Here is a 20,656-nt window from a genome sequence, read left to right as displayed (position 1 = left end):
AATGATCCGGTCATTGACGACGGTCGGTCGTGTTTCAATTCCCATCATATCCGGAACACTAAAACCATAGATATCCGCGTCGATCAAACCGACTTTTTTACCTGCCCGTGCAAGGGCAACTGCGAGGTTGACGGAAACCGTCGATTTTCCGACGCCCCCTTTACCAGAAGCGATCGCGATGAACGTCGTCCCTGACTCCGGTTTAAGAATCGATGGTGTCGTCGCTGCCTGAATCCCGTGATCGCCGAGTGCCTCGAAACGAAGTCCGACCGTCTTGAAGCCTTTTTCTTTTAACTCTTTAACGATTTCTTGTTGTAACGTCAACTGTTCACCTGAACCTGCTTGCGCAAGTGCGATTTTCAGGCTGACGTAGTCTCCTTTGATTCGGACATCACGAATCCCGTTCGTATCTGCAAGCGAGCGTTCGATCGTCGGATCAATTAACTGTCCGACTACCTCGCGAATTTCTTGTTCATTCAACATAGTGCCTTCCCCCTGAGAACGTTCGATTTATTCCATTTCAGTATAACAAAAATAAGATAGCGCTTGCACATTTCGGCTCATAAAGGATGACATTTCCTTGTCGACCCGGAAGAATCAGTCCAGCAGCTTCAAAAAAAGAGATCTCCTCCGCGCTGTCGCTAAAAGGGATCTCCCGATCTGTTAAAACATCCGATTCCAGGTTGCCGGTCCGACGACTCCGTCAACTGCTAATCCTTGACGTGCTTGGTAGGCACGGACCTTTTCAACCGTCTCTACATCAAATCGTTTCGTGACGGTTGCCTTGACCGCCCGCTGAATCCGCTCGATGTCCCGACTGTTCATCTGGACGGCCCCTCGATAGAGCGGCTGTCCCGGATAAGGCACTAAAACATCCGTCGTCACTGTATTTAACTCAAAGTGCGGATAATCTTTAAATCCACTCCAATCTCCGCCCCAGGAAAAACCTTGCCGTTTCATTGCCTGGACGATTTGTTGAAAGTTGGCATCGGTATTAAAGATCGCTTCCGTTCCGTCCATGGAGTATTGAAACAGATCAACGGCAATCCCGCGGTTATGATTTGATTGTCCTCCACGGGCATGCGTGACAATCGCTCCCGGCGTCGTTCGTCCTTGCGCATAGAGTTTCTCCTGCTCGGCATAGGAACGGAAGCCTTGGACCACTCCGACATAAATTCCTTTGACATGGAGTTCCCGGATGACTTGGCGTGTCTTTCGGACGACTTCCGGCGAGAGTCCGGGAACATTCAGTTTTCGATTGGCTCGTTCGAGCAACCAACTGACTGATAGTGTCATCTTTCACCACACTCCTTTCTCCTCTGTTCCCGAAAACAGAATCCGGTATACTTAACGATGGACTTATCCTCACCAAGCATTCGGAAAAAGGAGTTTTTTGATGAAAAAAATGTTAGTCTTCGCAAGCGTCATCACAGTCTTCTTACATATCGGCTATGCGATTTACTTTTATGCAGGGCATGAAGCAAATGTAGCTTATCAACCCGCTCTCCCTGAAAACAGCACGGTGTTAAGTCAGGAGACGTCTTTTACCGGTACAGTCGGTTCACAGACGGCGAATGATCCTCTTGCATTTTTACAGCATCTGTTCCTCTGGAGTATCCCGCTGACGTTTGTTGCTCTCACAGCACTCTTATTCCTCATCCGAACAATACGACGACGTACGTTTTGAACGGCAGACAGTTGCTTGACCGCTTTTTTAATTAGAGAGCGGTCTTTTGGCATAAAAAAATCTCCCACCCGTAAGGATGAGAGATAAAACGATTAACGTTTTGAGAACTGAGGCGCACGACGTGCTGCTTTAAGACCGTATTTTTTACGTTCTTTCATACGAGCATCGCGTGTTAAGAAGCCTTTAGCTTTAAGTGTTCCACGGAAATCTGGATCCGCTTGAAGAAGTGCACGTGAGATACCGTGACGGATAGCGCCTGCTTGACCAGTGAAGCCGCCGCCTTTGACCGTTACCATGATATCGTATTTACCTTCTGTTTCTGTGAGTACAAGTGGTTCTTTTGCAGTCATGATTAAAGTTTCATAACCGAAGTATTCGCTGATATCGCGCCCGTTAACTGTGACTTTACCGTCTCCAGCAACGAGGAAAACGCGAGCTGCCGCGTGTTTACGGCGACCAGTGCCGTAGTAACGTACATCTGCCATCGTGTAGTTCCTCCTAAATTCGTATTAACCGCGAAGTTCGTAAACTTCTGGTTGTTGTGCTTCTTGCTTATGAGTATCTCCAGCGTAAACGTGGAGTTTGTTGAACATTTGACGACCGAGGCTACCTTTTGGAAGCATCCCTTTGATCGCGAGTTCAAGCATACGCTCAGGTTTGTTAGCGAGTAAGTCGCGTGCGACAGTCTGCTTCAAGCCGCCTGGATGACCAGAGTGACGGTAGTAGACCTTTTTGTCGAGTTTGTTACCAGTTAATACGATTTTCTCAACGTTGATGAGGATAACGTGATCCCCACAGTCAACGTGTGGTGTGAACGTAGGTTTGTGCTTACCGCGGAGAAGTGAAGCCACTTCGCTCGAAAGACGACCGAGTGTTTTGCCTTCTGCGTCGATAAGGAGCCATTTGCGTTCTACATCAGTAGCTTTCGCCATGAAAGTTGTGCGCATGTAAAATACCTCCTAAGGAATTTAAAAGTTTCTTTTTTGATTTTTCATTTATTCACTGTGTGAATCTATCAGAATCTTAGGTGTACGGGGCTAAGATTGTGGTTTCATAATAAATGAAATGCCAATAAACATTGTATGTTTTTTAGCGGCTAATGTCAAATGCCTTTTTTAGACTCTGGGTAGAAAACTTCCCAAAGGTACAACCCGTGCGGTGGTGCCGTCACACCAGCGACGTTTCGATCCTTCGCGGCAAGCATCTTCTTGATGTCCGTAGCGGCAAAACGTCCGCGTCCGACATCAAACAAAGTCCCGACCATGATACGAATCTGATTATAGAGAAAACCGCTTCCTTTAAACCGAAAGATCAGCTCTTCCCCGTACTCAATCAACTCCGCTTCATAAATCGTCCGGATCCGATTATCCGTTTCCGTCTTCGCGACACAAAACGAACTGAAATCATGGGTGCCGACTAAATACGTCATCGCTTGACGCATCACGTCGAGATCAAGCGCGTACGGAATCAATACCGATTGATGACGTCGAAACGCATCTTCGGTCCGGCGTACGAAGTACCGGTACTCTTTCCCCACTACATCATACCTTGCTTCGAAGTCAGAAGCGACCTCTTTACAGTCCCGGACACGAATATCGTCCGGTAATAACGTATTTAAGGCCTTGACCATGCTGTCCGGCGCAATCGCAAGTTCCGTATCGAAATGGATGACTTGCCCCTGTGCGTGCACACGAGCGTCTGTACGCCCTGATCCAATCACCTTGACCGGGTGCTTGTGCATCCGCGCAAGCGTCTTCTCGACGACCTCCTGGATCGTTACACCATTCGGTTGGACTTGGTAACCAGAGTAACCCGTCCCGTCATATTGAATCGTACATTTAAAACGTCGCATCAGAAACCTCCCCGTAAGTAAACAAGCAGGAGCGCGACGACGACGAGGAGACCCATCAAACCGGTATCACGTGCCGTCCATTTCGATTCCCGGAGACGCGTCCGTCCCTCTCCCCCACGGTAGCCGCGTGCTTCCATCGCAATCGCGAGGTCCTCTGCCCGCTTAAAGGCCGAGATGAACAATGGAATCAAAAGTGGGATGATTGCCCGCAGACGCTCTTTAATCGGTCCTGCCGCTAAATCAACACCACGTGCCTGCTGTGCTTTCATGATCTTCTCCGTCTCTTCTGCCAGTGTCGGTAAGAACCGCAGCGAAATCGAGAGCATCAAGGCAATCTCATGCGTCGGAACGCGGACGACCTTGAATGGCTTCAAAAGCAACTCAATTGCATCTGTCAGCTCGATTGGTGACGTCGTCAAGGTGACGAGTGTCGTGATCGAGACCAAATAGAAGAAGCGGAGCGAGACGATGATGGCGAGACGCAGACCTTCCGAATAAATTTTAAACCATCCAAATTCGAACAAGACGGTTCCTTCCCGCGTAAAGAACAGTTGAACGACGAAGGTGAAGACGATTAGGAAAAGAATCGGACGTAAGCCCTTCAAGACGTAGCGGAGTGGCAATTTACTACTCGCTAACGCTAAAAACGTAAAGATGAGTAAAAAAATGTTCGTCGCTGCATTGTTCGCGAGGAACACGAGCGGGATGAAACAAAATGCAAAAATAATTTTTGCAAGCGCAGAAGAACGATGAAGATAGGACGTACCCGGAATATGTTGTCCGACGATCATATACGTCCCCCCTGTACCTGTAAAATCCAATCCACGACTTCCGGCTCCGTTCGTAAGTTCGGACGCGAAAGTCCGAGTCGGTCTGCCACCGGCCAGGCAAGTGCCAAGACGTGCGGCAGATCAAGATGGAACTGCTTCAGCAATTCCGCCTGTTGGAATAATCCAATCGGCTCGCCGTCATATGCGACTTGTCCATGCTCCATGACGACGACACGATTCGTATACTCGAGCACTTGATCCATATCATGCGTAATCAAGAGTAATGTCAAACCCGTTTCCGCGTGAAGTCGAGCGAAAAGACTCAACATTTGCTTACGTCCTTGCGGATCGAGTCCAGCGGTCGGTTCGTCGACGATCAACACGTCTGGTTGACTAGCGAGTACGCCTGCGATCGCAACACGCCTCATTTGCCCACCAGACAAGTCAAACGGCGATCGGGACCAGAAGACTTCGTCTAGCCCTACTGTGCGTAATGCCTCTTTTGCGAGCCGTTCCGCCTCTTCCTGCTCATGCCCGAAGTTCATCGGACCGAACATGACATCCTTTAAGACCGTTTCTTCAAACAGCTGGTACTCCGGATACTGAAAGACGAGACCGACACGTTTTCGTAGTGCCTTTAAATCTTGTTTTCGTTTTGGTTCAATGATGATGTCATCGACTTGGACTTTTCCTCTCGTCGGTTTCAGCAATCCGTTGATGTGCTGGACGAGCGTCGACTTCCCAGACCCAGTGTGCCCTACAAACGCAACAAGCGCCCCTGACGGAATCTCAAGATTCACATCACGCAGCGCGACTCGTTCGAACGGACTATTAAGTTGGTACGTATAGTTCAATTCCTGGATTAGGATTGGCATAAGCGGTTCACCAATTCACTTTCATCTAGTATCGTGTCCCCATACGAGAGACCTCGCGCCCGCAATTGCTCCTGAACTCGAACGATGAAAGGAACATCGAGACCGATTTCTTGGAGAAACGCCAATTTCGCAAAGACTTCTTGAGGTGTACCTTCTAATACGATTTTCCCGGCATCCATCACGATGACACGACTGGCCTGTAAGACCTCGTCTAATTCATGTGTAATGGCGACTACCGCCATCGGATGTCGTTCATATAATTCTTGAACGGTCGACATAACCTCTTCACGTGCGAGTGGATCAAGCATCGATGTTGCTTCATCAAGCACGAGAACATCAGGGCGCATCGCAAGTGCCGAAGCAATTGCGACACGCTGCTTCTGTCCGCCGGATAGTTGATGGGGTTCCCGATCAACAAAATCCGTAAGGCCAACGCGCGCTAGACTGTCGTCAATACGACGAACCATTTCCTCGCGTGGCACACCCCAATTTTCAAGGGCAAATGCCACGTCGTCGCGCACGGTCGTGCCAACAAATTGATTATCTGGATTTTGAAAGACGATGCCGATTGCCCGGCGCATCTCCCATAGTTGCTCCGGATTCGCACTCGAGAATGTCTCGCCTACGGTCACCGTTCCTGATTCAGGAAGCAACAAGCCATTAAACAATTTAGTCAGCGTTGATTTTCCAGAGCCGTTGTGTCCAACGATTGCGACCCATTCACCAGAATGAATCGTCAGAGAGACATCTTGTAACGCAGCTTGTTCCTGTTCTGGATACCGATACGTAACGTGATCCAGTTCAATTAGCTTCGTCATGTCTACTCCTCCTTCATCAAATCAATTAATTCCATTTGTAACAAAAGGGCAGAAGCGAGTTACGCACTGCCCTTTTATAACGAATCATTTAAAAATTAAACGAGTTCGATGATGACCATTTCTGCGCCGTCACCACGACGTGGTCCCATTTTCATGATGCGTGTGTAACCACCTTGACGCTCAGCAAAACGTGGAGCAACATCAGCGAATAATTTTTGGATCGCGTCTTGTGCTTTGCCCTCTGCGTTTTGACCAGCAGCTTCACGGCGAACGAACGATGCAACTTGACGACGAGCGTGGAGATCACCGCGTTTACCTAAAGTGATGAGTTTCTCAACGACTGGACGAAGTTCCTTCGCTTTTTGTTCTGTAGTTTGGATACGCTCATTGATGATGAGATCAGTCGCAAGGTCACGCAAAAGTGCCTTACGTTGTGAGCTTGTACGGCCTAATTTCGAGTATGCCATGGATGGATTCCCTCCTTCGTGCAATTAATAGTTTTTAGTCTTCTTTACGCAAACCAAGTCCGAGTTCGTCGAGCTTCGCTTGAACTTCTTCGAGTGATTTACGTCCGAGGTTACGAACTTTCATCATCTCGTCTTCGCTCTTATTCGCGAGTTCTTGAACCGTATTGATACCAGCGCGTTTCAAACAGTTGTACGAACGAACTGAAAGATCGAGTTCTTCGATCGTCATTTCAAGTACTTTTTCTTTTTGATCTTCTTCCTTTTCGACCATGATTTCGGCATGGAGCGCTTCGTCCGTAAGACCAACAAAGATGTTTAAGTGTTCTGTCATGATTTTCGCACCGAGTGACACTGCTTCTTCAGGGCGGATTGAACCGTCCGTCCAAACATCAAGCGTCAATTTATCGAAGCTCGCATCTTGACCGACACGTGTTTTTTCAACTTGATAGTTTACACGTTGAATTGGCGTGTAAATCGAATCAATTGGGATCACACCGATTGGCATATCGTCCCGTTTGTTATCTTCAGCCTGAACATACCCACGACCGCGACGAGCTGTCAGACGCATATGAAGTGATGCACCTTCTGCAAGTGTTGCAATGTGAAGTTCTGGGTTGAGGATTTCGACGTCGCTGTCATGCGTAATGTTTGCCGCAGTAACAACGCCAGCGCCTTGAATATCGATCTCAAGTGTTTTCTCTTCTTCCGAGTAAACTTTGAGGGCGAGTTTCTTAAGGTTCAAGATGATTTGGGTAACGTCTTCTACAACGCCATCAATCGTCGAGAACTCATGAAGAACGCCATCGATTTGGACTGCAGTGACTGCAGCACCCGGAAGTGAAGATAATAGGATACGACGCAATGAGTTACCAAGCGTTGTACCGAATCCACGCTCAAGCGGTTCTACTACGAATTTACCAAACGTAGCGTTTTCGCTTAATTCGACCGTTTCAATCTTCGGTTTTTCGATTTCGATCATCTGAACCCCTCCTTGAATATCGTCCTGTTGGCCATCGCGTTCAATCGCCAACCGTCTCGTGTACGTGTCTACTGCTTGATTTGGTCAAACGATCAACAAAAGTCTACTCGATTTCCCGCTTTGCAGTACAAGACGGGTTACACGCGACGACGTTTTGGAGGGCGGCAACCGTTGTGTGGAACTGGAGTTACGTCACGGATCGCTGTAACTTCGAGACCGATTGCTTGAAGCGCACGGATAGCAGCTTCACGACCTGCACCAGGACCTTTAACGTTGACTTCTACAGTACGCATACCGTTGTCCATTGCAGTTTTTGCAGCTGTTTCAGAAGCAAGTTGTGCTGCGAATGGAGTCGATTTACGTGAGCCTTTGAAGCCCATGTTACCTGCAGTTGCCCAAGAGATTGCATTCCCTTGCACATCAGTGATCGTAACGATTGTGTTGTTGAATGTTGAACGGATATGCACGATACCAGACTCAATATTCTTTTTGACTTTACGTTTACTACGAACGTTCTGTTTACGTTTTGCCATATTAGTTTACCCTCCCTTACTTCTTCTTGTTCGCTACTGTACGGCGTGGGCCTTTACGAGTACGCGAGTTGTTTTTAGTGTTTTGACCACGAACTGGAAGACCACGACGGTGACGAACACCACGGTAGCAACCGATTTCGATCAAACGTTTGATGTTGAGTGAGATTTCACGACGAAGGTCACCCTCAACTTTTACTTTATCTAAACCATCACGAAGTTGGTTGAGTTGTTCTTCAGTCAATTCACGAGTACGAGTATCTTCAGAGATACCAGCTTCTTTCAAGACTTTCTGAGCAGTCGTTTTACCAACACCATAGATGTAAGTGAGTGAGATAACGATGCGTTTCTCACGTGGAATATCTACACCAGCAATACGTGCCATGTGTGCACCTCCTTGTTTAATTACCCTTGTTTTTGTTTATGCTTAGGGTTTTCGCAAATAACCATTACTTTGCCTTTACGGCGGATAACTTTACACTTTTCACAGATCGGTTTAACCGAAGGTCTTACTTTCATTGTGAATACCTCCTCCTGAAAAAATCGGAGTTTTTATTTGAAACGGTATGTGATCCGTCCGCGAGTTAAGTCGTATGGTGACAACTCAACTGTTACTTTATCTCCTGGTAAGATCCGAATGAAGTGCATCCGAATTTTTCCTGAGACGTGCGCGAGGACCGTGTGGCCGTTTTCTAACTCCACCTTAAACATCGCATTTGGAAGTGGTTCGATAACCGTACCTTCCACTTCGATTACATCTTGTTTCGCCATCAATTATACCCCTTTCTCTATAAAGTTGATTGGGAGCCCAGACGATTTGTAGCGCTTAGGGGCTTTCTACAGTAGCCGTTGAGAGATCATCGGTCACAAACACGAGTGGATAGCGGCTTATAGAAAGGTGACACCAATAACGCGCACAGCTCACTCTGCATCGACCGTTAAGATCTCGTAGCCGTCGTCTGTGATGGCGATGGTGTGCTCAAAGTGGGCGCACATGCTACCGTCCACTGTCACTACCGTCCAATTGTCGGATAGTGTGCGAACATAGCGTTTCCCGACGTTGACCATTGGCTCAATCGCCAGTGTCATGCCGGTTTTCAGGCGCGGCCCTTTCCCCGGTGGTCCATAATGTGGGATTTGCGGATCTTCATGCAAATTTTGTCCCACGCCGTGGCCCACATATTCGCGGACTACAGAAAAATTCGCTGCTTCGACATGTGACTGAATCGCATGCGAAATATCTGTCAGGTGCACACCAGCTTTGGCGCGCTCCAATCCTTTATACAGAGATTCTTCAGTTACGTCAAGTAACTGCTTTGTCTCTTCAGAGATTGTACCGACCGGATATGTCCAGGCTGAATCTCCGTGATATCCATTATACTCCGCCCCGATATCAATCGAGATGATGTCTCCATCGTGGAGTACGCGGTCACCCGGAATACCATGGACAAGTTCTTCATTTACTGATGCGCAGATGCTACCAGTAAACCCATTATAACCTTTAAACGATGGTGTTGCCCCTTGACTTCGAATATAACGTTCAGCGATCGCGTCGAGTTGCCCCGTCGTGATGCCTGGACGAATGTGAGCTTTAAGCTCCTTATGCGTCCGAGCGACGATTTGTCCTGCCTTACGCATAATGTCGATTTCACGCGGCGCTTTCGTAATGATCATTACTGACCACCAAGAAGTGCTTGAACATCGGAGTAAACTTCATTAATCGGACGATCACCGTCCAAATTACGAAGATACCCTTTTTCAGCGTAAAAGTCAATCAAAGGTTGCGCTTGCGCGACGTTGACTTCAAGACGACGGCGAACCGTTTCTTCTTGATCATCTTCACGTTGAACAAGTGCTGATCCGTCGATATCACAGACACCTTCCACTTTTGGTGGGTTATAGATGACGTGATACGTTGCTCCACATGTCGGGCAAATCCGGCGGCCTGTCAAACGAGGGACAAGTTTCTCCGGGTTGACACCGATGTGAATGACGTGATCGATTTGTTTGTTAAGATCCGCAAGTAATGCTTCAAGAGCATCTGCTTGTTTCACTGTGCGTGGGAAACCGTCAAGAAGAAAACCATTTGCACAGTCTTCTTTGGCGAGACGTTCACGTACGATGCCGATTGTGACTTCATCCGGAACGAGTTCCCCTTTATCCATGTACGATTTCGCTTCCTGCCCGAGCGGTGTTTGATCTTTGATCGCCGCGCGGAACATGTCGCCTGTCGAGATGTGTGGAATGGCGTAGTCTTCGATAATTTTCGCAGCCTGCGTCCCTTTTCCAGCACCCGGCAAGCCCATCAATACAAGATTCATGTCGGTAGCCTCCACTTCTATAGACTCTATAGACACAACAGAAAGGAAAGGGATGGTCCCCTTCCTCCCGCCTTATCGGATAAAGCCTTTGTAGTGTCGTTTAACCAGTTGACTTTCAATCTGTTTCATCGTCTCAAGACCTACACCGATGACAATCAGCAAGCTTGTTCCACCAATTTGCACCGAGTTCGGTAAACCAGCGAACTTAATAAAGAACGTTGGCGTTACCGCGATGACAGCAAGGAAGAGCGAACCGAAGAATGTCAGACGATAGAGGATCTTCGTGATGTATTGTTCCGTTTGCTTACCAGGACGGATACCAGGAATGTACCCGCCTTGTTTTTGAAGGTTCTCTGCCATTTGTTCCGGGTTGACCTGAACGAATGTGTAGAAGTACGAGAACGCGATGATCAACGCAACATAAATCGACATTCCGATTGGACTCGTATAGTCGAAGATGTCACGAATTTTCGTCGCTGTTTCCGGACTCGCAAAGAAACTTGCAACCGTTGGTGGAGTCACCATGAACGACACCGCGAAGATAACTGGGATAACACCAGCAGCGTTCAGCTTCATCGGCAAGTGTGTCGATTGGCCGCCTACTGGCGTACGGTTCACCGTACGCTTAGCGTACTGAATCGGAATCTTACGTGCAGCTTGCTGCACATAGATGACACCGACGATGACCGCAATGATGATTAAAAGCAACAGTACGATATAAAGCACGTTGACGAACAAAGCATCCCCTGCATTTTGGAGCTTTGTTTCGTAGATCTGGCGGAACGCATTCGGGAAGCCTGCGACAATCCCAGCGAAGATGATCATTGATATCCCGTTACCAATGCCCTTCTCCGTGATGAGTTCACCGAGGAACATCAAGAACGCTGTACCAGCCGTCAAAACAAGTGCAATCATAACGTACGTCCAGGTGCCGAATTGTTCATCGACAAGACCTGGGTAGATACGGTTAAATCCAAGCGCGATTCCAAACGCTTGGACTAAGCCGAGTACGATCGTTCCATAGCGCGTTACCGTTGCTAACTTCTTACGGCCCGCCTCTCCTTGTTTTGCCCATTCGGCAAACTTTGGAACAACGTCCATCTGTAAGAGTTGGACAACGATTGAAGCCGTGATATACGGCATGATTCCCATCGCAAAGAGTGAGAAATTCTTCAAAGCATTCCCACCGAAGGAATTCAAGAAGCCGAGAACACCGTTGTCGTCAATCTTGAATACTTCAGTGTTTACCATCGGCACTGGGATATGCGCTCCGATCCGGAACACGATAATCAATGCGAGAGTAAACAGAATGCGCCGACGAATGTCGGCTACGCGCCACATATTGGAGATCGCTTGAAACATTAGATCACCTCAACCGTACCGCCGGCAGCTTCGATCGCTTGCTTCGCAGCTTCGGAGAACTTGTGAGCTTTTACAGTCAATTTCTTTTCAATCTTGCCGTTTGAAAGGATCTTAACGCCGTCTTTCATACCTTTGACTGCGCGAGTCTCGATAAGAAGTTCAGGAGTTACTTCAGTTCCTTCTTCAAAACGGTTAAGTGTGTCAAGGTTGATAACCGCGAACTCTTTACGAGTTGGGTTGTTGAAGCCGCGTTTTGGTAAACGACGGAAAAGTGGGTTTTGTCCACCTTCGAAACCTGGACGAACACCACCGCCTGAACGAGCTTTTTGACCTTTGTGACCACGGCCAGAAGTCTTACCGTTACCAGAAGACATACCGCGACCTACACGGTTGCGTTCTGAACGTGAACCAGCAGCTGGTTTCAATTCATGGAGTTTCATAGTGGGGCACCTCCTCATAAAATTATATCGTTCTATTACTCTTGAATTTCTTTAACTGTCAATAAGTGTGACACGTGGTTAATCATCCCACGCATAGCAGCGTTGTCAGGTACGACAACCGTTTGGTGCATCTTACGGAGACCAAGCGTACGAGTAGTAACGCGTTGGTTCTCCGGACGACCGATCATGCTGCGTGTGAGGGTAACTGCGAGTTTCGCCATCTGTATTCCCTCCCTTTCTTAACCGCGAAGTTCTTCGACGGTTTTACCGCGGAGTTTCGCAACGTCTTCAGCACGTTTAAGTGAAGTGAGACCTTTAACAGTCGCACGAACCATGTTGATTGGAGTGCTTGATCCAAGTGATTTCGAAAGAATGTCGTTGATTCCCGCTAATTCGAGAACCGCACGAACTGGGCCACCAGCGATGACTCCAGTACCTTCAGAAGCAGGTTTCAAGAAGACGTGACCTGCACCGAAAATTCCGTTGATTTCGTGTGGAATTGTAGTGTTAACGATTGGAACGTTAACCATGTTTTTCTTTGCATCTTCGATTGCTTTACGGATCGCTTCAGGCACTTCCTGAGCTTTACCCGTACCGAAACCTACGTGACCATTCTTGTCACCTACGACGACGAGTGCAGCAAAACGGAAGCGACGGCCACCTTTTACTACTTTCGCGACGCGGTTTACAGTAACAACGCGTTCTTCGAGTTGATCCATGTTAATTTCTAACTGGCGCATGTAGAGGTTCCCTCCTTTTCTATTAGAATTTGAGACCAGCTTCACGAGCTGCTTCAGCTACAGCTTTGATACGTCCATGATAGAGATATCCTCCACGGTCGAAAACGACTGTTTCAATACCTTTTTCAAGAGCGCGTTCAGCTGCGAGCTTACCGACTGCTGTTGCAGCGTCAGCTGTGTTGCCTTTTTCAAGATCGAGTGATGATGCAGATGCGAGTGTTGCATGTGTTGCATCGTCAATGACTTGTACGTAAATGTTCTTGTTCGAACGGAATACGTTCATGCGTGGACGTGTTGCAGTCCCGATGATTGTACGACGTACACGACCATGACGCTTTTTACGCGTAGCGTTTTTGTCTGCCTTTGAGATCATTTATGCCACTCCTTTCCGGTCAATTCGTATCAACGAATTACTTACCTGTTTTACCTTCTTTACGACGAACGACTTCATCACTGTAACGAATTCCTTTACCTTTGTACGGCTCAGGTTGACGGTACGAACGAATCAATGCAGCAACGTGTCCAACACGCTCTTTGTTGATTCCGCGGATGATGATTTGCGTATTCGTAGGAACTTCGACTTCAATGCCTTGTTCCGGAGTGTACTCGATTGGGTGTGAGTAACCGAGGTTGAGTACGATTTTGTTACCTTGCTTTTGAGCACGGTAACCAACACCTTGGATATCAAGTGTCTTAGCAAAACCGTTGTTTACACCTTCGACCATGTTCGCGATAAGCGCACGAGTCGTTCCGTGAATTGTACGGTTAGCCTTTTCGTCGTTTGGACGAACGACAGTCAATTCATTACCTTCTACGTTGATAGCCATAGTCGGGTTGAACTCACGTGTGAGTTCACCTTTAGGACCTTTTACTGTAACTGTGCTGTTTTCAACTGTTACTGTAACGCCTGCTGGGATAACGACCGGCTTTTTACCAATACGTGACATTTAAGACACCTCCGTTCTTTTTATGCGTGAATTACCAGATGTATGCGATCACTTCGCCGCCGACTTTTTGTTGGCGAGCTTCTTTGTCTGTCATAACACCTTTAGATGTTGAAACGATAGCGATTCCGAGACCACCGAGTACTTTCGGGATTTCATCAGCTTTCGCGTAAACGCGAAGACCTGGTTTCGAGATACGTTTGAGTCCAGTGATAACGCGTTCGTTGCTTGCGCCATACTTAAGGAATACGCGGAGCGTACCTTGTTTGCTGTCCTCGAGATATTCAACATCGCGGATGAAACCTTCACGTTTGAGGATTTCAGCGACTTCACGTTTGATTGTAGAAGCTGGCATTTCCAACTTCTCATGGCGAACCATGTTTGCATTACGAATGCGTGTAAGCATATCTGCAATCGGATCTGTCATAACCATGCGATGTACCTCCTTTCACAACTTTAATGAATTACCAGCTTGCTTTTTTAACACCAGGGATTTGACCTTTATGAGCAAGATCACGGAACTTAATACGGCTGATACCGAATTTACCAATGTAACCGTGTGGACGGCCAGTGATACTGCAACGGTTGTGTAAACGAACCGCTGAAGAGTTACGTGGGAGTTTGCTCAAGCCGATGTAGTCGCCTTGTGCTTTCAATTCTGCGCGTTGTTCAGCGTAGCGCTCTACGAGTGCTTGGCGTTTTACTTCACGTGCGATCATTGATTTCTTAGCCATGTGTGCGGCCTCCCTTATTTTTGGAATGGCATGCCGAGTGCTGTGAGAAGCTCACGAGACTCTTCATCCGTATTAGCAGTAGTTACGATAACGATGTCCATACCACGGACTTTAGATACGCGATCGTAGTCGATCTCTGGGAAGATCAATTGTTCCTTCACGCCTAGCGTGTAGTTACCACGGCCATCGAATGATTTCTTCGATACACCACGGAAGTCACGTACACGTGGAAGTGACACGTTGATCAACTTGTCGAGGAATTCGAACATGCGCTCTCCGCGAAGTGTAACCTTCGCACCGATTGGCATACCTTCACGAAGTTTGAAACCAGCGATTGATTTCTTAGCTTTCGTGATGAGTGGCTTCTGACCAGTGAGGAGCTGAAGCTCTTCTACTGCCATGTCAAGTGCTTTCGTGTTCGTAACAGCGTCACCAACACCCATGTTGATTACGATCTTATCGACTTTCGGCGCTTGCATTACAGAAGTATAGTTGAATTTCTCCATCATTACTTTGACGATTTCGTCTTGGTATTTAGCTTTTAAACGGTTCATCAGAAAGTGGACCTCCTTTCTTTAAATCTTCTTATTTATCTAAAGCTTCGCCCGATTTTTTAGCGATACGTACTTTCTTGCCGTCAACCACAGTGAAACCAACGCGTGTTGGAGTTCCTGTCTTAGGGTCGATGAGCATAACGTTCGATACGTGAATCGGTGCTTCTTTCTCGACAATTCCGCCTTGCGGGTTAAGTTGAGAAGGTTTTGTGTGTTTTTTGATCATGTTAACGCCTTCGACGATAACGCGATCTTTTTTAGGCATAGCAGTAAGAATAACGCCTTGTTTGCCTTTATCTTTACCAGTCATAACCTGAACTTTATCACCTTTTTTGACATGCATCGTTAGAGCACCTCCTTGTAGGAATTCTTTGGAATTAAAGTACTTCCGGTGCCAACGAGACGATCTTCATGAAGTCTTTTTCACGAAGTTCGCGTGCGACTGGTCCGAAGATACGTGTGCCACGTGGGCTTTTATCATCTTTGATGATGACTGCTGCATTTTCGTCAAAACGGATGTACGAACCGTCTTTACGACGAACGCCACGTTTAGTACGAACGACTACTGCGCGTACAACTTCACCTTTTTTGACAACGCCACCTGGTGTTGCTTGTTTAACTGTGCAAACAATTACGTCACCGATGTTAGCAGTTTTGCGACCAGATCCACCGAGGACTTTGATCGTCAAGACTTCACGAGCTCCTGAGTTGTCTGCTACTTTCAAGCGAGATTCTTGTTGAATCATACGATTGTACCTCCCTCCGGATGTTTATTCATCCGAACTAATTAGAGTTTAGATGATTACTGCTTTTTCGACGACTTCTACGAGACGGAAACGTTTGTCCTTAGAAAGTGGACGTGTTTCTTGAATGCGTACAACATCACCGATTTTAGCTGTGTTGCTTTCATCATGCGTTTTATACTTCTTAGAGTAGTTTACGCGTTTGCCGTAGAGCTTGTGCTTTACTTTAGTCTCAACTGAAACAACGATCGTTTTATCCATTTTGTCAGATACGACGCGTCCAGTTAATACTTTGCGGTTGTTAGTGCGTTCCATTGAGTGTTCCTCCTCTCAGAATCCGAGTGAATTATGCGTTGTTGATGCCGAGTTCGCGTTCACGAAGAACGGTTTTCGCGCGTGCAATCGACTTGCGCACTTCACGGATACGAGCAGGGTTCTCAAGCTGACCAGTCGCGAGTTGGAAACGAAGGTTGAACAACTCTTCTTTCCACGAACCGACTTTACCGTTGAGCTCTTCTGTAGTTTGCTGACGGAGATCAGTTGCTTTCATTCGTATCACCACCATTTTCTTCACGTTTTACGAACTTACATTTTACTGGAAGTTTGTGTGATGCAAGACGGAGAGCTTCGCGTGCGATCTCTTCCGATACTCCTGCGATTTCGAACATTACTTTCCCCGGTTTAACGACTGCAACCCAGCCCTCCGGAGCACCTTTACCTGAACCCATTCGGACTTCAAGAGGTTTTTTAGTGTATGGTTTATGTGGGAAAATCTTGATCCACACTTTACCACCACGTTTCATATAACGAGTCATCGCGATACGCGCTGATTCGATTTGACGGCTAGTGATCCAGCTAGCTTCTTGAGCTTGGATACCGAACTCGCCGAAGTGTACTGTAGTACCACGTTTCGCTTTACCACGCATGTTGCCGCGGTGAACACGACGATATTTTACACGTTTTGGTAACAACATGTTGTGTTGCCTCCTTCCCTAGACGGATGTGGATTATTGTTCGTTAGATGCTGCTTTTTTAGTAGGAAGCACTTCACCGTGGTGGAGCCATACTTTTACGCCAATTTTGCCGTAAGTTGTATCAGCTTCAGCAGTACCGTAATCGATGTCTGCACGGAGTGTATGAAGTGGAACTGTTCCTTCTGAATACTTCTCTGAACGAGCGATATCAGCGCCACCAAGACGACCAGAAACTTCAGTCTTGATTCCTTTGATACCTGAACGCATAGAACGTTGGATTGATTGCTTCATTGCACGACGGAAAGATACGCGGCCTTCAAGTTGGCGAGCGATGTTTTCAGCGACAAGTTTAGCAACTGCATCCGGGTTTTTCACTTCAACGACGTTAACGTGAACGCGTTTGCCTTTTGCAAGGTTAGTGATGTCTGTACGAAGTGTTTCGATTTCAGAACCGCCTTTACCGATAACCATACCAGGTTTAGCAGTGTGAAGTGAAATGTTCAAGCGGTTTGCAGCGCGCTCGATTTCAATTTTAGAAACACTAGCGTCTTTAAGACGTTTTTCGATATATTCACGAACTACGTAGTCTTCATGAAGGAGATCAGCATAGTCTTTATCTGCGAACCAACGTGATTCCCAGTCTTTGATGATACCTACGCGAAGACCAGTTGGGTTAATCTTCTGACCCACGGTAATCCCTCCTTATTTTTCAGATACCACGATGTGAACGTGGCTCGTACGTTTGTTGATACGGCTTGCGCGACCCATTGCACGTGGGCGGAAACGTTTGAGCGTTGGACCTTCGTTGACGTAAGCCTCTGTTACTACGAGGTTTTCGATGTTCATGTCGAAGTTGTGCTCAGCGTTCGCGATTGCCGATTTCAATGCTTTTTCAACGATTGGCGTTGCTGCCTTGTTCGTGTAAGCAAGAATCGAAAGAGCTTCGCCGATTTGCTTCCCGCGGATTAAGTCTACTACGAGACGTGCCTTACGAGGAGCAATGCGAACCATATTAGCCGATGCTTTTGATTGCATAATGAGTACCTCCCCTCAGATTAACGTTTCGTCTTCTTATCGTTACCAGCATGTCCTTTATAAGAACGAGTTGGCGCGAATTCACCAAGTTTGTGACCGACCATATCTTCTGTCACGTAAACCGGTACGTGTTTACGACCATCGTAGACAGCGATCGTGTGACCGATGAACTCTGGGAAGATTGTCGAGCGGCGTGACCAAGTTTTGATAACATGCTTGTCACCAGCTTCGTTGGCTTTATCAACCTTAGCGAGCAAATGGTGATCTGCAAATGGACCTTTTTTCAAGCTGCGACCCATAGTTGTACCTCCCTTTGGCATGATTCAGGAACGGTTCCTACGAACCGTTCAGAAATCACGTAATTATTTTTTAGAACGGCGGACGATGTATTTATCGCTCGCTTTGTTTTTCTTACGAGTTTTGTATCCGAGTGCCGGTTTACCCCAAGGAGTAAGTGGGCCCGAACGACCGATTGGAGCACGTCCTTCACCACCACCGTGTGGGTGATCAACTGGGTTCATTACAGAACCACGAACTGTAGGACGTTTTCCGAGCCAGCGTGAACGACCAGCTTTACCGATATTGACGAGCTCATGCTCTTCATTACCGACAGCGCCGATTGTAGCACGGCAAGTAGCAAGGATCATACGTGTTTCGCCTGATTGAAGACGAACAATCGCATATTTACCATCTTTACCGAGAAGCTGAGCAGAAGTACCAGCTGAACGTACCAACTGACCACCTTTACCAGGCTTAAGTTCGATGTTGTGGATCAACGTACCAACTGGGATGTTTACAAGTGGAAGAGCGTTACCGACTTTAATGTCAGCTTCTGCTCCTGACATGATTTGCATGTCAACTTTCAATCCTTTAGGTGCGAGGATGTAGCGTTTTTCACCATCGATGTAGTGTACAAGAGCGATGTTTGCAGAGCGGTTCGGATCGTACTCGATTGTAGCGATACGGCCAGCGATGCCATCCTTGTTACGTTTGAAGTCGATGATACGGTATTTACGTTTGTGTCCGCCACCTTGGTGACGTACTGTCAAGCGACCTTGGTTGTTACGTCCGCCCTTTTTCGAAAGCTTTTCAGTTAACGATTTTTCAGGACGTGAAGCCGTAATTTCAGCAAAGTCGAGTGCAGTCATGTTACGACGACCGTTAGTGGTCGGTTTAAACTTTTTAATTCCCATCGAGAGTTCCCTCCTTTTCTACAGAGTACCGATTAACCGAGGTAATCGAGTTCTTTGCTATCTGCAGTAAGCGTGACGACCGCTTTTTTGCGGCGTGCTGTGTAACCAGCGTGACGACCTACGCGTTTTGCTTTTGGTTTTGAGATAAGTGTGTTGATTTTTTCAACTTTAACGCCGAAGATCGCTTCAACAGCATCTTTGATTTGAGTCTTAGATGCCTTCACGTCTACTTCGAACGTGTACTTTTTCTCAGCCATTTGGTTCACTGAGCGTTCAGTAATTACAGGACGTTTGATAATGTCGTGTGTATGTGCCATTATGCAAGCACCTCCTCTACTCTCGCAACTGCATCCTTCGTGAAGATGACTTTGTCGTGTCCGACAAGATCAAGGACGTTTACTCCAGCAGCGTCAACGACTGTGACACCAGGAATGTTGCGTGTTGAAAGAACGACTGTCTCGTTGTAATCAGCAGTAACTACAAGAACTTTACGTTCGATTGAAAGAGCAGCGAAGACCGAAATCATATCTTTTGTTTTCGGAGCATCGATTGTCAAACCTTCAAGAACGATGAACTCGTTGTTAGCGACTTTCGAAGAAAGTGCTGAACGTAATGCGAGACGACGAACCTTTTTAGGAAGTTTATAAGCGTACGAACGTGGTGTTGGACCGAAGACTGTTCCACCGCCAACCCATTGTGGCGAACGGATCGAACCTTGGCGTGCACGACCAGTACCTTTTTGTTTCCATGGTTTACGGCCGCCACCGCGAACTTCCGAGCGACCTTTTGTATCATGTGTACCTTGGCGACGTGAAGCTTGTTGCATGACGATTGCATCGTATACGACTGCTTCGTTTGGCTCGATTCCGAAAACGGCATCTGCGAGCTCAATATCTCCAACTTGTGTACCTGTTTGGTTAAGCAAAGCTACTTTAGGCATTCGTTATTCCTCCTTTCCTTGCAAACGGATTAGTTGCCTTTAACCGCAGTTTTGACGACAACTTGGCTCTTACGTGCGCCTGGGATAGCACCCTTGACGAGGAGTAAGCCACGTTCTACATCAACTTTTACGATTTCAAGGTTTTGAACAGTGATTTGTTCTCCACCCATGCGTCCTGGGAGCAATTTCCCTTTGAATACACGGTTTGGAGCGACAGGACCCATTGAACCTGGGCGACGGTGGTAACGCGAACCGTGAGCCATTGGACCACGTGATTGGTTGTGACGCTTGATTGCTCCAGCGAAACCTTTACCTTTCGACGTACCTGTTACATCAACCATTTCGCCTGCAGCGAAAGTATCTGCTTTAATCTCTTGACCGATTTCGAAATCTGTTACAGATGTACGGATTTCTTTAATGAAGCGCTTAGGTGTCGCACTTGCTTTCGCAGCGTGACCTTTTTGCGGTTTGTTTTGACGACCTTCTTTGATATCACCAAAGCCGAGTTGGACTGCTTCGTAACCGTCCACTTCCATTGTCTTCAATTGAAGAACAACGTTACCTTCTACTGAAACAACAGTAACTGGTACTACTTCGCCTGACTCGTTGAAGATTTGTGTCATACCGAGTTTAGTTCCTAAGATTCCTTTAGCCATGAGATACACCTCCTAATATTGAATGATTTTGATCTTCTGGCT

Annotated in this window: 38 protein-coding genes (1 of these 38 only partly in view); 1 reads left to right on the top strand and 37 read right to left on the bottom strand. The window is 47.1% G+C overall.

Features of this window, described 5'->3' with window-relative positions; all coding sequences use genetic code 11:
* A protein-coding gene (locus tag AC0VYQ_RS00865) for an Mrp/NBP35 family ATP-binding protein (protein WP_029332281.1) crosses the window boundary here: on the bottom strand, positions 1 to 483 show its start. It extends 549 nt beyond the left edge of the window; only the first 483 of its 1,032 coding nucleotides appear in the window; the start codon lies at positions 481 to 483; the stop codon falls past the left edge of the window.
* Positions 484 to 663: 180 nt separating this feature from the next.
* Entirely contained in the window at positions 664 to 1,296 is a 633-nt protein-coding gene (locus AC0VYQ_RS00860; RefSeq protein WP_475403992.1) for a M15 family metallopeptidase, read from the bottom strand.
* Between the two features lie 100 nt (positions 1,297 to 1,396).
* On the opposite strand from AC0VYQ_RS00860, the gene AC0VYQ_RS00855 reads away from it, so the two are divergent.
* On the top strand, positions 1,397 to 1,687 hold the full coding sequence (locus tag AC0VYQ_RS00855; protein WP_088836012.1) for a hypothetical protein: 291 nt from the start codon (positions 1,397 to 1,399) through the stop codon (positions 1,685 to 1,687).
* 92 nt (positions 1,688 to 1,779) lie between these two features.
* On the opposite strand, the gene rpsI is transcribed toward AC0VYQ_RS00855, so the two are convergent.
* The 35 genes from rpsI to rplC all read right to left on the bottom strand — a co-directional run bounded on the left by rpsI (position 1,780) and on the right by rplC (position 20,614).
* Complete coding sequence (rpsI, locus tag AC0VYQ_RS00850; protein WP_012369042.1) at positions 1,780 to 2,172, bottom strand: 30S ribosomal protein S9; 393 nt, start codon at positions 2,170 to 2,172, stop codon at positions 1,780 to 1,782.
* 24 nt (positions 2,173 to 2,196) lie between these two features.
* Positions 2,197 to 2,634, bottom strand: coding sequence for a 50S ribosomal protein L13 (rplM, locus tag AC0VYQ_RS00845; RefSeq protein ID WP_012369041.1), 438 nt, complete (start codon positions 2,632 to 2,634; stop codon positions 2,197 to 2,199).
* Between the two features lie 155 nt (positions 2,635 to 2,789).
* Entirely contained in the window at positions 2,790 to 3,539 is a 750-nt protein-coding gene (gene truA / locus AC0VYQ_RS00840; RefSeq protein WP_029332277.1) for a tRNA pseudouridine(38-40) synthase TruA, read from the bottom strand.
* Positions 3,539 to 4,330 (bottom strand): energy-coupling factor transporter transmembrane component T family protein, encoded by a 792-nt coding sequence (locus AC0VYQ_RS00835; protein WP_475403991.1) that lies wholly within the window; start codon positions 4,328 to 4,330, stop codon positions 3,539 to 3,541. The genes truA and AC0VYQ_RS00835 overlap by 1 nt, the downstream gene beginning before the upstream one ends.
* Positions 4,327 to 5,184 carry an energy-coupling factor transporter ATPase gene (locus AC0VYQ_RS00830; RefSeq protein ID WP_029332275.1) on the bottom strand — a complete coding sequence of 286 codons (858 nt, stop codon included), beginning with the start codon at positions 5,182 to 5,184 and terminating at the stop codon, positions 4,327 to 4,329. Before AC0VYQ_RS00830 ends, AC0VYQ_RS00835 begins: the two co-directional genes overlap by 4 nt.
* Positions 5,172 to 6,002 carry an energy-coupling factor ABC transporter ATP-binding protein gene (locus AC0VYQ_RS00825; protein WP_475403990.1) on the bottom strand — a complete coding sequence of 277 codons (831 nt, stop codon included), beginning with the start codon at positions 6,000 to 6,002 and terminating at the stop codon, positions 5,172 to 5,174. The genes AC0VYQ_RS00830 and AC0VYQ_RS00825 overlap by 13 nt, the downstream gene beginning before the upstream one ends.
* A 95-nt stretch (positions 6,003 to 6,097) precedes the next feature.
* On the bottom strand, positions 6,098 to 6,469 hold the full coding sequence (gene rplQ, locus AC0VYQ_RS00820) for a 50S ribosomal protein L17 (protein ID WP_023466649.1): 372 nt from the start codon (positions 6,467 to 6,469) through the stop codon (positions 6,098 to 6,100).
* A gap of 34 nt (positions 6,470 to 6,503) precedes the next feature.
* A complete protein-coding gene (locus tag AC0VYQ_RS00815; RefSeq protein ID WP_029332273.1) occupies positions 6,504 to 7,448 on the bottom strand; it encodes a DNA-directed RNA polymerase subunit alpha in 945 nt (314 codons plus the stop codon).
* A gap of 137 nt (positions 7,449 to 7,585) precedes the next feature.
* On the bottom strand, positions 7,586 to 7,981 hold the full coding sequence (gene rpsK, locus AC0VYQ_RS00810) for a 30S ribosomal protein S11 (protein ID WP_029332272.1): 396 nt from the start codon (positions 7,979 to 7,981) through the stop codon (positions 7,586 to 7,588).
* A 16-nt stretch (positions 7,982 to 7,997) separates the two neighbouring features.
* On the bottom strand, positions 7,998 to 8,363 hold the full coding sequence (gene rpsM / locus AC0VYQ_RS00805) for a 30S ribosomal protein S13 (RefSeq protein ID WP_012369033.1): 366 nt from the start codon (positions 8,361 to 8,363) through the stop codon (positions 7,998 to 8,000).
* Between the two features lie 20 nt (positions 8,364 to 8,383).
* Positions 8,384 to 8,497 carry a 50S ribosomal protein L36 gene (gene rpmJ, locus AC0VYQ_RS00800; protein ID WP_003156543.1) on the bottom strand — a complete coding sequence of 38 codons (114 nt, stop codon included), beginning with the start codon at positions 8,495 to 8,497 and terminating at the stop codon, positions 8,384 to 8,386.
* Between the two features lie 33 nt (positions 8,498 to 8,530).
* Entirely contained in the window at positions 8,531 to 8,749 is a 219-nt protein-coding gene (gene infA, locus AC0VYQ_RS00795) for a translation initiation factor IF-1 (RefSeq protein WP_012369032.1), read from the bottom strand.
* 150 nt (positions 8,750 to 8,899) lie between these two features.
* Positions 8,900 to 9,652, bottom strand: a complete 753-nt coding sequence (map, locus tag AC0VYQ_RS00790) for a type I methionyl aminopeptidase (RefSeq protein WP_029332271.1) — start codon at positions 9,650 to 9,652, stop codon at positions 8,900 to 8,902.
* Positions 9,652 to 10,299, bottom strand: a complete 648-nt coding sequence (locus AC0VYQ_RS00785) for an adenylate kinase (RefSeq protein ID WP_026834297.1) — start codon at positions 10,297 to 10,299, stop codon at positions 9,652 to 9,654. The genes map and AC0VYQ_RS00785 overlap by 1 nt, the downstream gene beginning before the upstream one ends.
* Positions 10,300 to 10,371: 72 nt before the next feature.
* Positions 10,372 to 11,661: a preprotein translocase subunit SecY gene (gene secY / locus AC0VYQ_RS00780; RefSeq protein WP_475403989.1), complete on the bottom strand. Its 1,290-nt coding sequence runs from the start codon at positions 11,659 to 11,661 to the stop codon at positions 10,372 to 10,374.
* On the bottom strand, positions 11,661 to 12,101 hold the full coding sequence (gene rplO, locus AC0VYQ_RS00775) for a 50S ribosomal protein L15 (protein ID WP_029332269.1): 441 nt from the start codon (positions 12,099 to 12,101) through the stop codon (positions 11,661 to 11,663). The genes secY and rplO overlap by 1 nt, the downstream gene beginning before the upstream one ends.
* 35 nt (positions 12,102 to 12,136) lie before the next feature.
* The gene (rpmD, locus tag AC0VYQ_RS00770) at positions 12,137 to 12,322 is read right to left on the bottom strand and encodes a 50S ribosomal protein L30 (RefSeq protein ID WP_012369027.1); all 186 of its coding nucleotides are present in this window, start codon (positions 12,320 to 12,322) and stop codon (positions 12,137 to 12,139) included.
* Positions 12,323 to 12,340: 18 nt separating this feature from the next.
* Positions 12,341 to 12,841, bottom strand: a complete 501-nt coding sequence (gene rpsE, locus AC0VYQ_RS00765; RefSeq protein ID WP_012369026.1) for a 30S ribosomal protein S5 — start codon at positions 12,839 to 12,841, stop codon at positions 12,341 to 12,343.
* Between the two features lie 22 nt (positions 12,842 to 12,863).
* The gene (gene rplR / locus AC0VYQ_RS00760; protein WP_029332268.1) at positions 12,864 to 13,214 is read right to left on the bottom strand and encodes a 50S ribosomal protein L18; all 351 of its coding nucleotides are present in this window, start codon (positions 13,212 to 13,214) and stop codon (positions 12,864 to 12,866) included.
* Positions 13,215 to 13,251: 37 nt separating this feature from the next.
* Positions 13,252 to 13,788: a 50S ribosomal protein L6 gene (rplF, locus tag AC0VYQ_RS00755; RefSeq protein ID WP_029332267.1), complete on the bottom strand. Its 537-nt coding sequence runs from the start codon at positions 13,786 to 13,788 to the stop codon at positions 13,252 to 13,254.
* A gap of 31 nt (positions 13,789 to 13,819) precedes the next feature.
* Positions 13,820 to 14,218 carry a 30S ribosomal protein S8 gene (gene rpsH, locus AC0VYQ_RS00750; protein ID WP_012369023.1) on the bottom strand — a complete coding sequence of 133 codons (399 nt, stop codon included), beginning with the start codon at positions 14,216 to 14,218 and terminating at the stop codon, positions 13,820 to 13,822.
* Positions 14,219 to 14,249: 31 nt separating this feature from the next.
* A complete protein-coding gene (gene rpsN / locus AC0VYQ_RS00745; protein ID WP_012369022.1) occupies positions 14,250 to 14,519 on the bottom strand; it encodes a 30S ribosomal protein S14 in 270 nt (89 codons plus the stop codon).
* A gap of 14 nt (positions 14,520 to 14,533) precedes the next feature.
* Positions 14,534 to 15,073 carry a 50S ribosomal protein L5 gene (gene rplE, locus AC0VYQ_RS00740; protein WP_029332266.1) on the bottom strand — a complete coding sequence of 180 codons (540 nt, stop codon included), beginning with the start codon at positions 15,071 to 15,073 and terminating at the stop codon, positions 14,534 to 14,536.
* Between the two features lie 31 nt (positions 15,074 to 15,104).
* Positions 15,105 to 15,416: a 50S ribosomal protein L24 gene (gene rplX / locus AC0VYQ_RS00735; RefSeq protein WP_029332265.1), complete on the bottom strand. Its 312-nt coding sequence runs from the start codon at positions 15,414 to 15,416 to the stop codon at positions 15,105 to 15,107.
* Positions 15,417 to 15,450: 34 nt separating this feature from the next.
* A complete protein-coding gene (rplN, locus tag AC0VYQ_RS00730; protein WP_012369019.1) occupies positions 15,451 to 15,819 on the bottom strand; it encodes a 50S ribosomal protein L14 in 369 nt (122 codons plus the stop codon).
* A 48-nt stretch (positions 15,820 to 15,867) separates the two neighbouring features.
* The gene (gene rpsQ, locus AC0VYQ_RS00725; RefSeq protein WP_014969155.1) at positions 15,868 to 16,131 is read right to left on the bottom strand and encodes a 30S ribosomal protein S17; all 264 of its coding nucleotides are present in this window, start codon (positions 16,129 to 16,131) and stop codon (positions 15,868 to 15,870) included.
* A gap of 31 nt (positions 16,132 to 16,162) precedes the next feature.
* A complete protein-coding gene (gene rpmC, locus AC0VYQ_RS00720; RefSeq protein ID WP_012369017.1) occupies positions 16,163 to 16,366 on the bottom strand; it encodes a 50S ribosomal protein L29 in 204 nt (67 codons plus the stop codon).
* Positions 16,353 to 16,790 carry a 50S ribosomal protein L16 gene (gene rplP, locus AC0VYQ_RS00715; RefSeq protein WP_012369016.1) on the bottom strand — a complete coding sequence of 146 codons (438 nt, stop codon included), beginning with the start codon at positions 16,788 to 16,790 and terminating at the stop codon, positions 16,353 to 16,355. Before rplP ends, rpmC begins: the two co-directional genes overlap by 14 nt.
* Before the next feature lie 33 nt (positions 16,791 to 16,823).
* Positions 16,824 to 17,480 carry a 30S ribosomal protein S3 gene (rpsC, locus tag AC0VYQ_RS00710; RefSeq protein ID WP_026834299.1) on the bottom strand — a complete coding sequence of 219 codons (657 nt, stop codon included), beginning with the start codon at positions 17,478 to 17,480 and terminating at the stop codon, positions 16,824 to 16,826.
* Between the two features lie 12 nt (positions 17,481 to 17,492).
* A complete protein-coding gene (rplV, locus tag AC0VYQ_RS00705; RefSeq protein WP_029332264.1) occupies positions 17,493 to 17,825 on the bottom strand; it encodes a 50S ribosomal protein L22 in 333 nt (110 codons plus the stop codon).
* Positions 17,826 to 17,845: 20 nt separating this feature from the next.
* The gene (gene rpsS / locus AC0VYQ_RS00700; protein ID WP_012369013.1) at positions 17,846 to 18,124 is read right to left on the bottom strand and encodes a 30S ribosomal protein S19; all 279 of its coding nucleotides are present in this window, start codon (positions 18,122 to 18,124) and stop codon (positions 17,846 to 17,848) included.
* 63 nt (positions 18,125 to 18,187) lie between these two features.
* On the bottom strand, positions 18,188 to 19,018 hold the full coding sequence (gene rplB / locus AC0VYQ_RS00695; RefSeq protein ID WP_029332262.1) for a 50S ribosomal protein L2: 831 nt from the start codon (positions 19,016 to 19,018) through the stop codon (positions 18,188 to 18,190).
* 32 nt (positions 19,019 to 19,050) lie between these two features.
* Positions 19,051 to 19,335 (bottom strand): 50S ribosomal protein L23, encoded by a 285-nt coding sequence (rplW, locus tag AC0VYQ_RS00690; protein WP_029332261.1) that lies wholly within the window; start codon positions 19,333 to 19,335, stop codon positions 19,051 to 19,053.
* Positions 19,335 to 19,958: a 50S ribosomal protein L4 gene (gene rplD / locus AC0VYQ_RS00685; RefSeq protein ID WP_029332260.1), complete on the bottom strand. Its 624-nt coding sequence runs from the start codon at positions 19,956 to 19,958 to the stop codon at positions 19,335 to 19,337. The genes rplW and rplD overlap by 1 nt, the downstream gene beginning before the upstream one ends.
* A gap of 29 nt (positions 19,959 to 19,987) precedes the next feature.
* Positions 19,988 to 20,614 (bottom strand): 50S ribosomal protein L3, encoded by a 627-nt coding sequence (gene rplC / locus AC0VYQ_RS00680; protein ID WP_029332259.1) that lies wholly within the window; start codon positions 20,612 to 20,614, stop codon positions 19,988 to 19,990.
* Positions 20,615 to 20,656 lie beyond the last annotated feature (42 nt).

Source organism: Exiguobacterium sp. QJM3NY_9 (genome assembly GCF_056173545.1).
The sequence above is the reverse complement of the archived record's forward strand: the minus strand, read 5'-3'. Positions and strand labels throughout refer to the sequence as shown.

Excerpts from the sequence above, each read along its gene's own strand:
- AC0VYQ_RS00860 (WP_475403992.1), bottom strand. The coding sequence starts at position 1,296 with ATGACACTATCAGTCAGTTGGTTGCTCGAACGAGCCAATCGAAAACTG.
- AC0VYQ_RS00855 (WP_088836012.1), top strand. The coding sequence starts at position 1,397 with ATGAAAAAAATGTTAGTCTTCGCAAGCGTCATCACAGTCTTCTTACAT.
- rpsI (WP_012369042.1), bottom strand. The coding sequence starts at position 2,172 with ATGGCAGATGTACGTTACTACGGCACTGGTCGCCGTAAACACGCGGCA.
- rplM (WP_012369041.1), bottom strand. The coding sequence starts at position 2,634 with ATGCGCACAACTTTCATGGCGAAAGCTACTGATGTAGAACGCAAATGG.
- truA (WP_029332277.1), bottom strand. The coding sequence starts at position 3,539 with ATGCGACGTTTTAAATGTACGATTCAATATGACGGGACGGGTTACTCT.
- AC0VYQ_RS00835 (WP_475403991.1), bottom strand. The coding sequence starts at position 4,330 with ATGATCGTCGGACAACATATTCCGGGTACGTCCTATCTTCATCGTTCT.
- AC0VYQ_RS00830 (WP_029332275.1), bottom strand. The coding sequence starts at position 5,184 with ATGCCAATCCTAATCCAGGAATTGAACTATACGTACCAACTTAATAGT.
- AC0VYQ_RS00825 (WP_475403990.1), bottom strand. The coding sequence starts at position 6,002 with ATGACGAAGCTAATTGAACTGGATCACGTTACGTATCGGTATCCAGAA.
- rplQ (WP_023466649.1), bottom strand. The coding sequence starts at position 6,469 with ATGGCATACTCGAAATTAGGCCGTACAAGCTCACAACGTAAGGCACTT.
- AC0VYQ_RS00815 (WP_029332273.1), bottom strand. The coding sequence starts at position 7,448 with ATGATCGAAATCGAAAAACCGAAGATTGAAACGGTCGAATTAAGCGAA.
- rpsK (WP_029332272.1), bottom strand. The coding sequence starts at position 7,981 with ATGGCAAAACGTAAACAGAACGTTCGTAGTAAACGTAAAGTCAAAAAG.
- rpsM (WP_012369033.1), bottom strand. The coding sequence starts at position 8,363 with ATGGCACGTATTGCTGGTGTAGATATTCCACGTGAGAAACGCATCGTT.
- rpmJ (WP_003156543.1), bottom strand. The coding sequence starts at position 8,497 with ATGAAAGTAAGACCTTCGGTTAAACCGATCTGTGAAAAGTGTAAAGTT.
- infA (WP_012369032.1), bottom strand. The coding sequence starts at position 8,749 with ATGGCGAAACAAGATGTAATCGAAGTGGAAGGTACGGTTATCGAACCA.
- map (WP_029332271.1), bottom strand. The coding sequence starts at position 9,652 with ATGATCATTACGAAAGCGCCGCGTGAAATCGACATTATGCGTAAGGCA.
- AC0VYQ_RS00785 (WP_026834297.1), bottom strand. The coding sequence starts at position 10,299 with ATGAATCTTGTATTGATGGGCTTGCCGGGTGCTGGAAAAGGGACGCAG.
- secY (WP_475403989.1), bottom strand. The coding sequence starts at position 11,661 with ATGTTTCAAGCGATCTCCAATATGTGGCGCGTAGCCGACATTCGTCGG.
- rplO (WP_029332269.1), bottom strand. The coding sequence starts at position 12,101 with ATGAAACTCCATGAATTGAAACCAGCTGCTGGTTCACGTTCAGAACGC.
- rpmD (WP_012369027.1), bottom strand. The coding sequence starts at position 12,322 with ATGGCGAAACTCGCAGTTACCCTCACACGCAGCATGATCGGTCGTCCG.
- rpsE (WP_012369026.1), bottom strand. The coding sequence starts at position 12,841 with ATGCGCCAGTTAGAAATTAACATGGATCAACTCGAAGAACGCGTTGTT.
- rplR (WP_029332268.1), bottom strand. The coding sequence starts at position 13,214 with ATGATCTCAAAGGCAGACAAAAACGCTACGCGTAAAAAGCGTCATGGT.
- rplF (WP_029332267.1), bottom strand. The coding sequence starts at position 13,788 with ATGTCACGTATTGGTAAAAAGCCGGTCGTTATCCCAGCAGGCGTTACA.
- rpsH (WP_012369023.1), bottom strand. The coding sequence starts at position 14,218 with ATGGTTATGACAGATCCGATTGCAGATATGCTTACACGCATTCGTAAT.
- rpsN (WP_012369022.1), bottom strand. The coding sequence starts at position 14,519 with ATGGCTAAGAAATCAATGATCGCACGTGAAGTAAAACGCCAAGCACTC.
- rplE (WP_029332266.1), bottom strand. The coding sequence starts at position 15,073 with ATGAACCGTTTAAAAGCTAAATACCAAGACGAAATCGTCAAAGTAATG.
- rplX (WP_029332265.1), bottom strand. The coding sequence starts at position 15,416 with ATGCATGTCAAAAAAGGTGATAAAGTTCAGGTTATGACTGGTAAAGAT.
- rplN (WP_012369019.1), bottom strand. The coding sequence starts at position 15,819 with ATGATTCAACAAGAATCTCGCTTGAAAGTAGCAGACAACTCAGGAGCT.
- rpsQ (WP_014969155.1), bottom strand. The coding sequence starts at position 16,131 with ATGGAACGCACTAACAACCGCAAAGTATTAACTGGACGCGTCGTATCT.
- rpmC (WP_012369017.1), bottom strand. The coding sequence starts at position 16,366 with ATGAAAGCAACTGATCTCCGTCAGCAAACTACAGAAGAGCTCAACGGT.
- rplP (WP_012369016.1), bottom strand. The coding sequence starts at position 16,790 with ATGTTGTTACCAAAACGTGTAAAATATCGTCGTGTTCACCGCGGCAAC.
- rplV (WP_029332264.1), bottom strand. The coding sequence starts at position 17,825 with ATGCAATCAAAAGCATCGGCTAATATGGTTCGCATTGCTCCTCGTAAG.
- rpsS (WP_012369013.1), bottom strand. The coding sequence starts at position 18,124 with ATGGGTCGCAGCTTGAAAAAAGGTCCATTTGCAGATCACCATTTGCTC.
- rplB (WP_029332262.1), bottom strand. The coding sequence starts at position 19,018 with ATGGGAATTAAAAAGTTTAAACCGACCACTAACGGTCGTCGTAACATG.
- rplW (WP_029332261.1), bottom strand. The coding sequence starts at position 19,335 with ATGGCACATACACACGACATTATCAAACGTCCTGTAATTACTGAACGC.
- rplD (WP_029332260.1), bottom strand. The coding sequence starts at position 19,958 with ATGCCTAAAGTAGCTTTGCTTAACCAAACAGGTACACAAGTTGGAGAT.
- rplC (WP_029332259.1), bottom strand. The coding sequence starts at position 20,614 with ATGGCTAAAGGAATCTTAGGAACTAAACTCGGTATGACACAAATCTTC.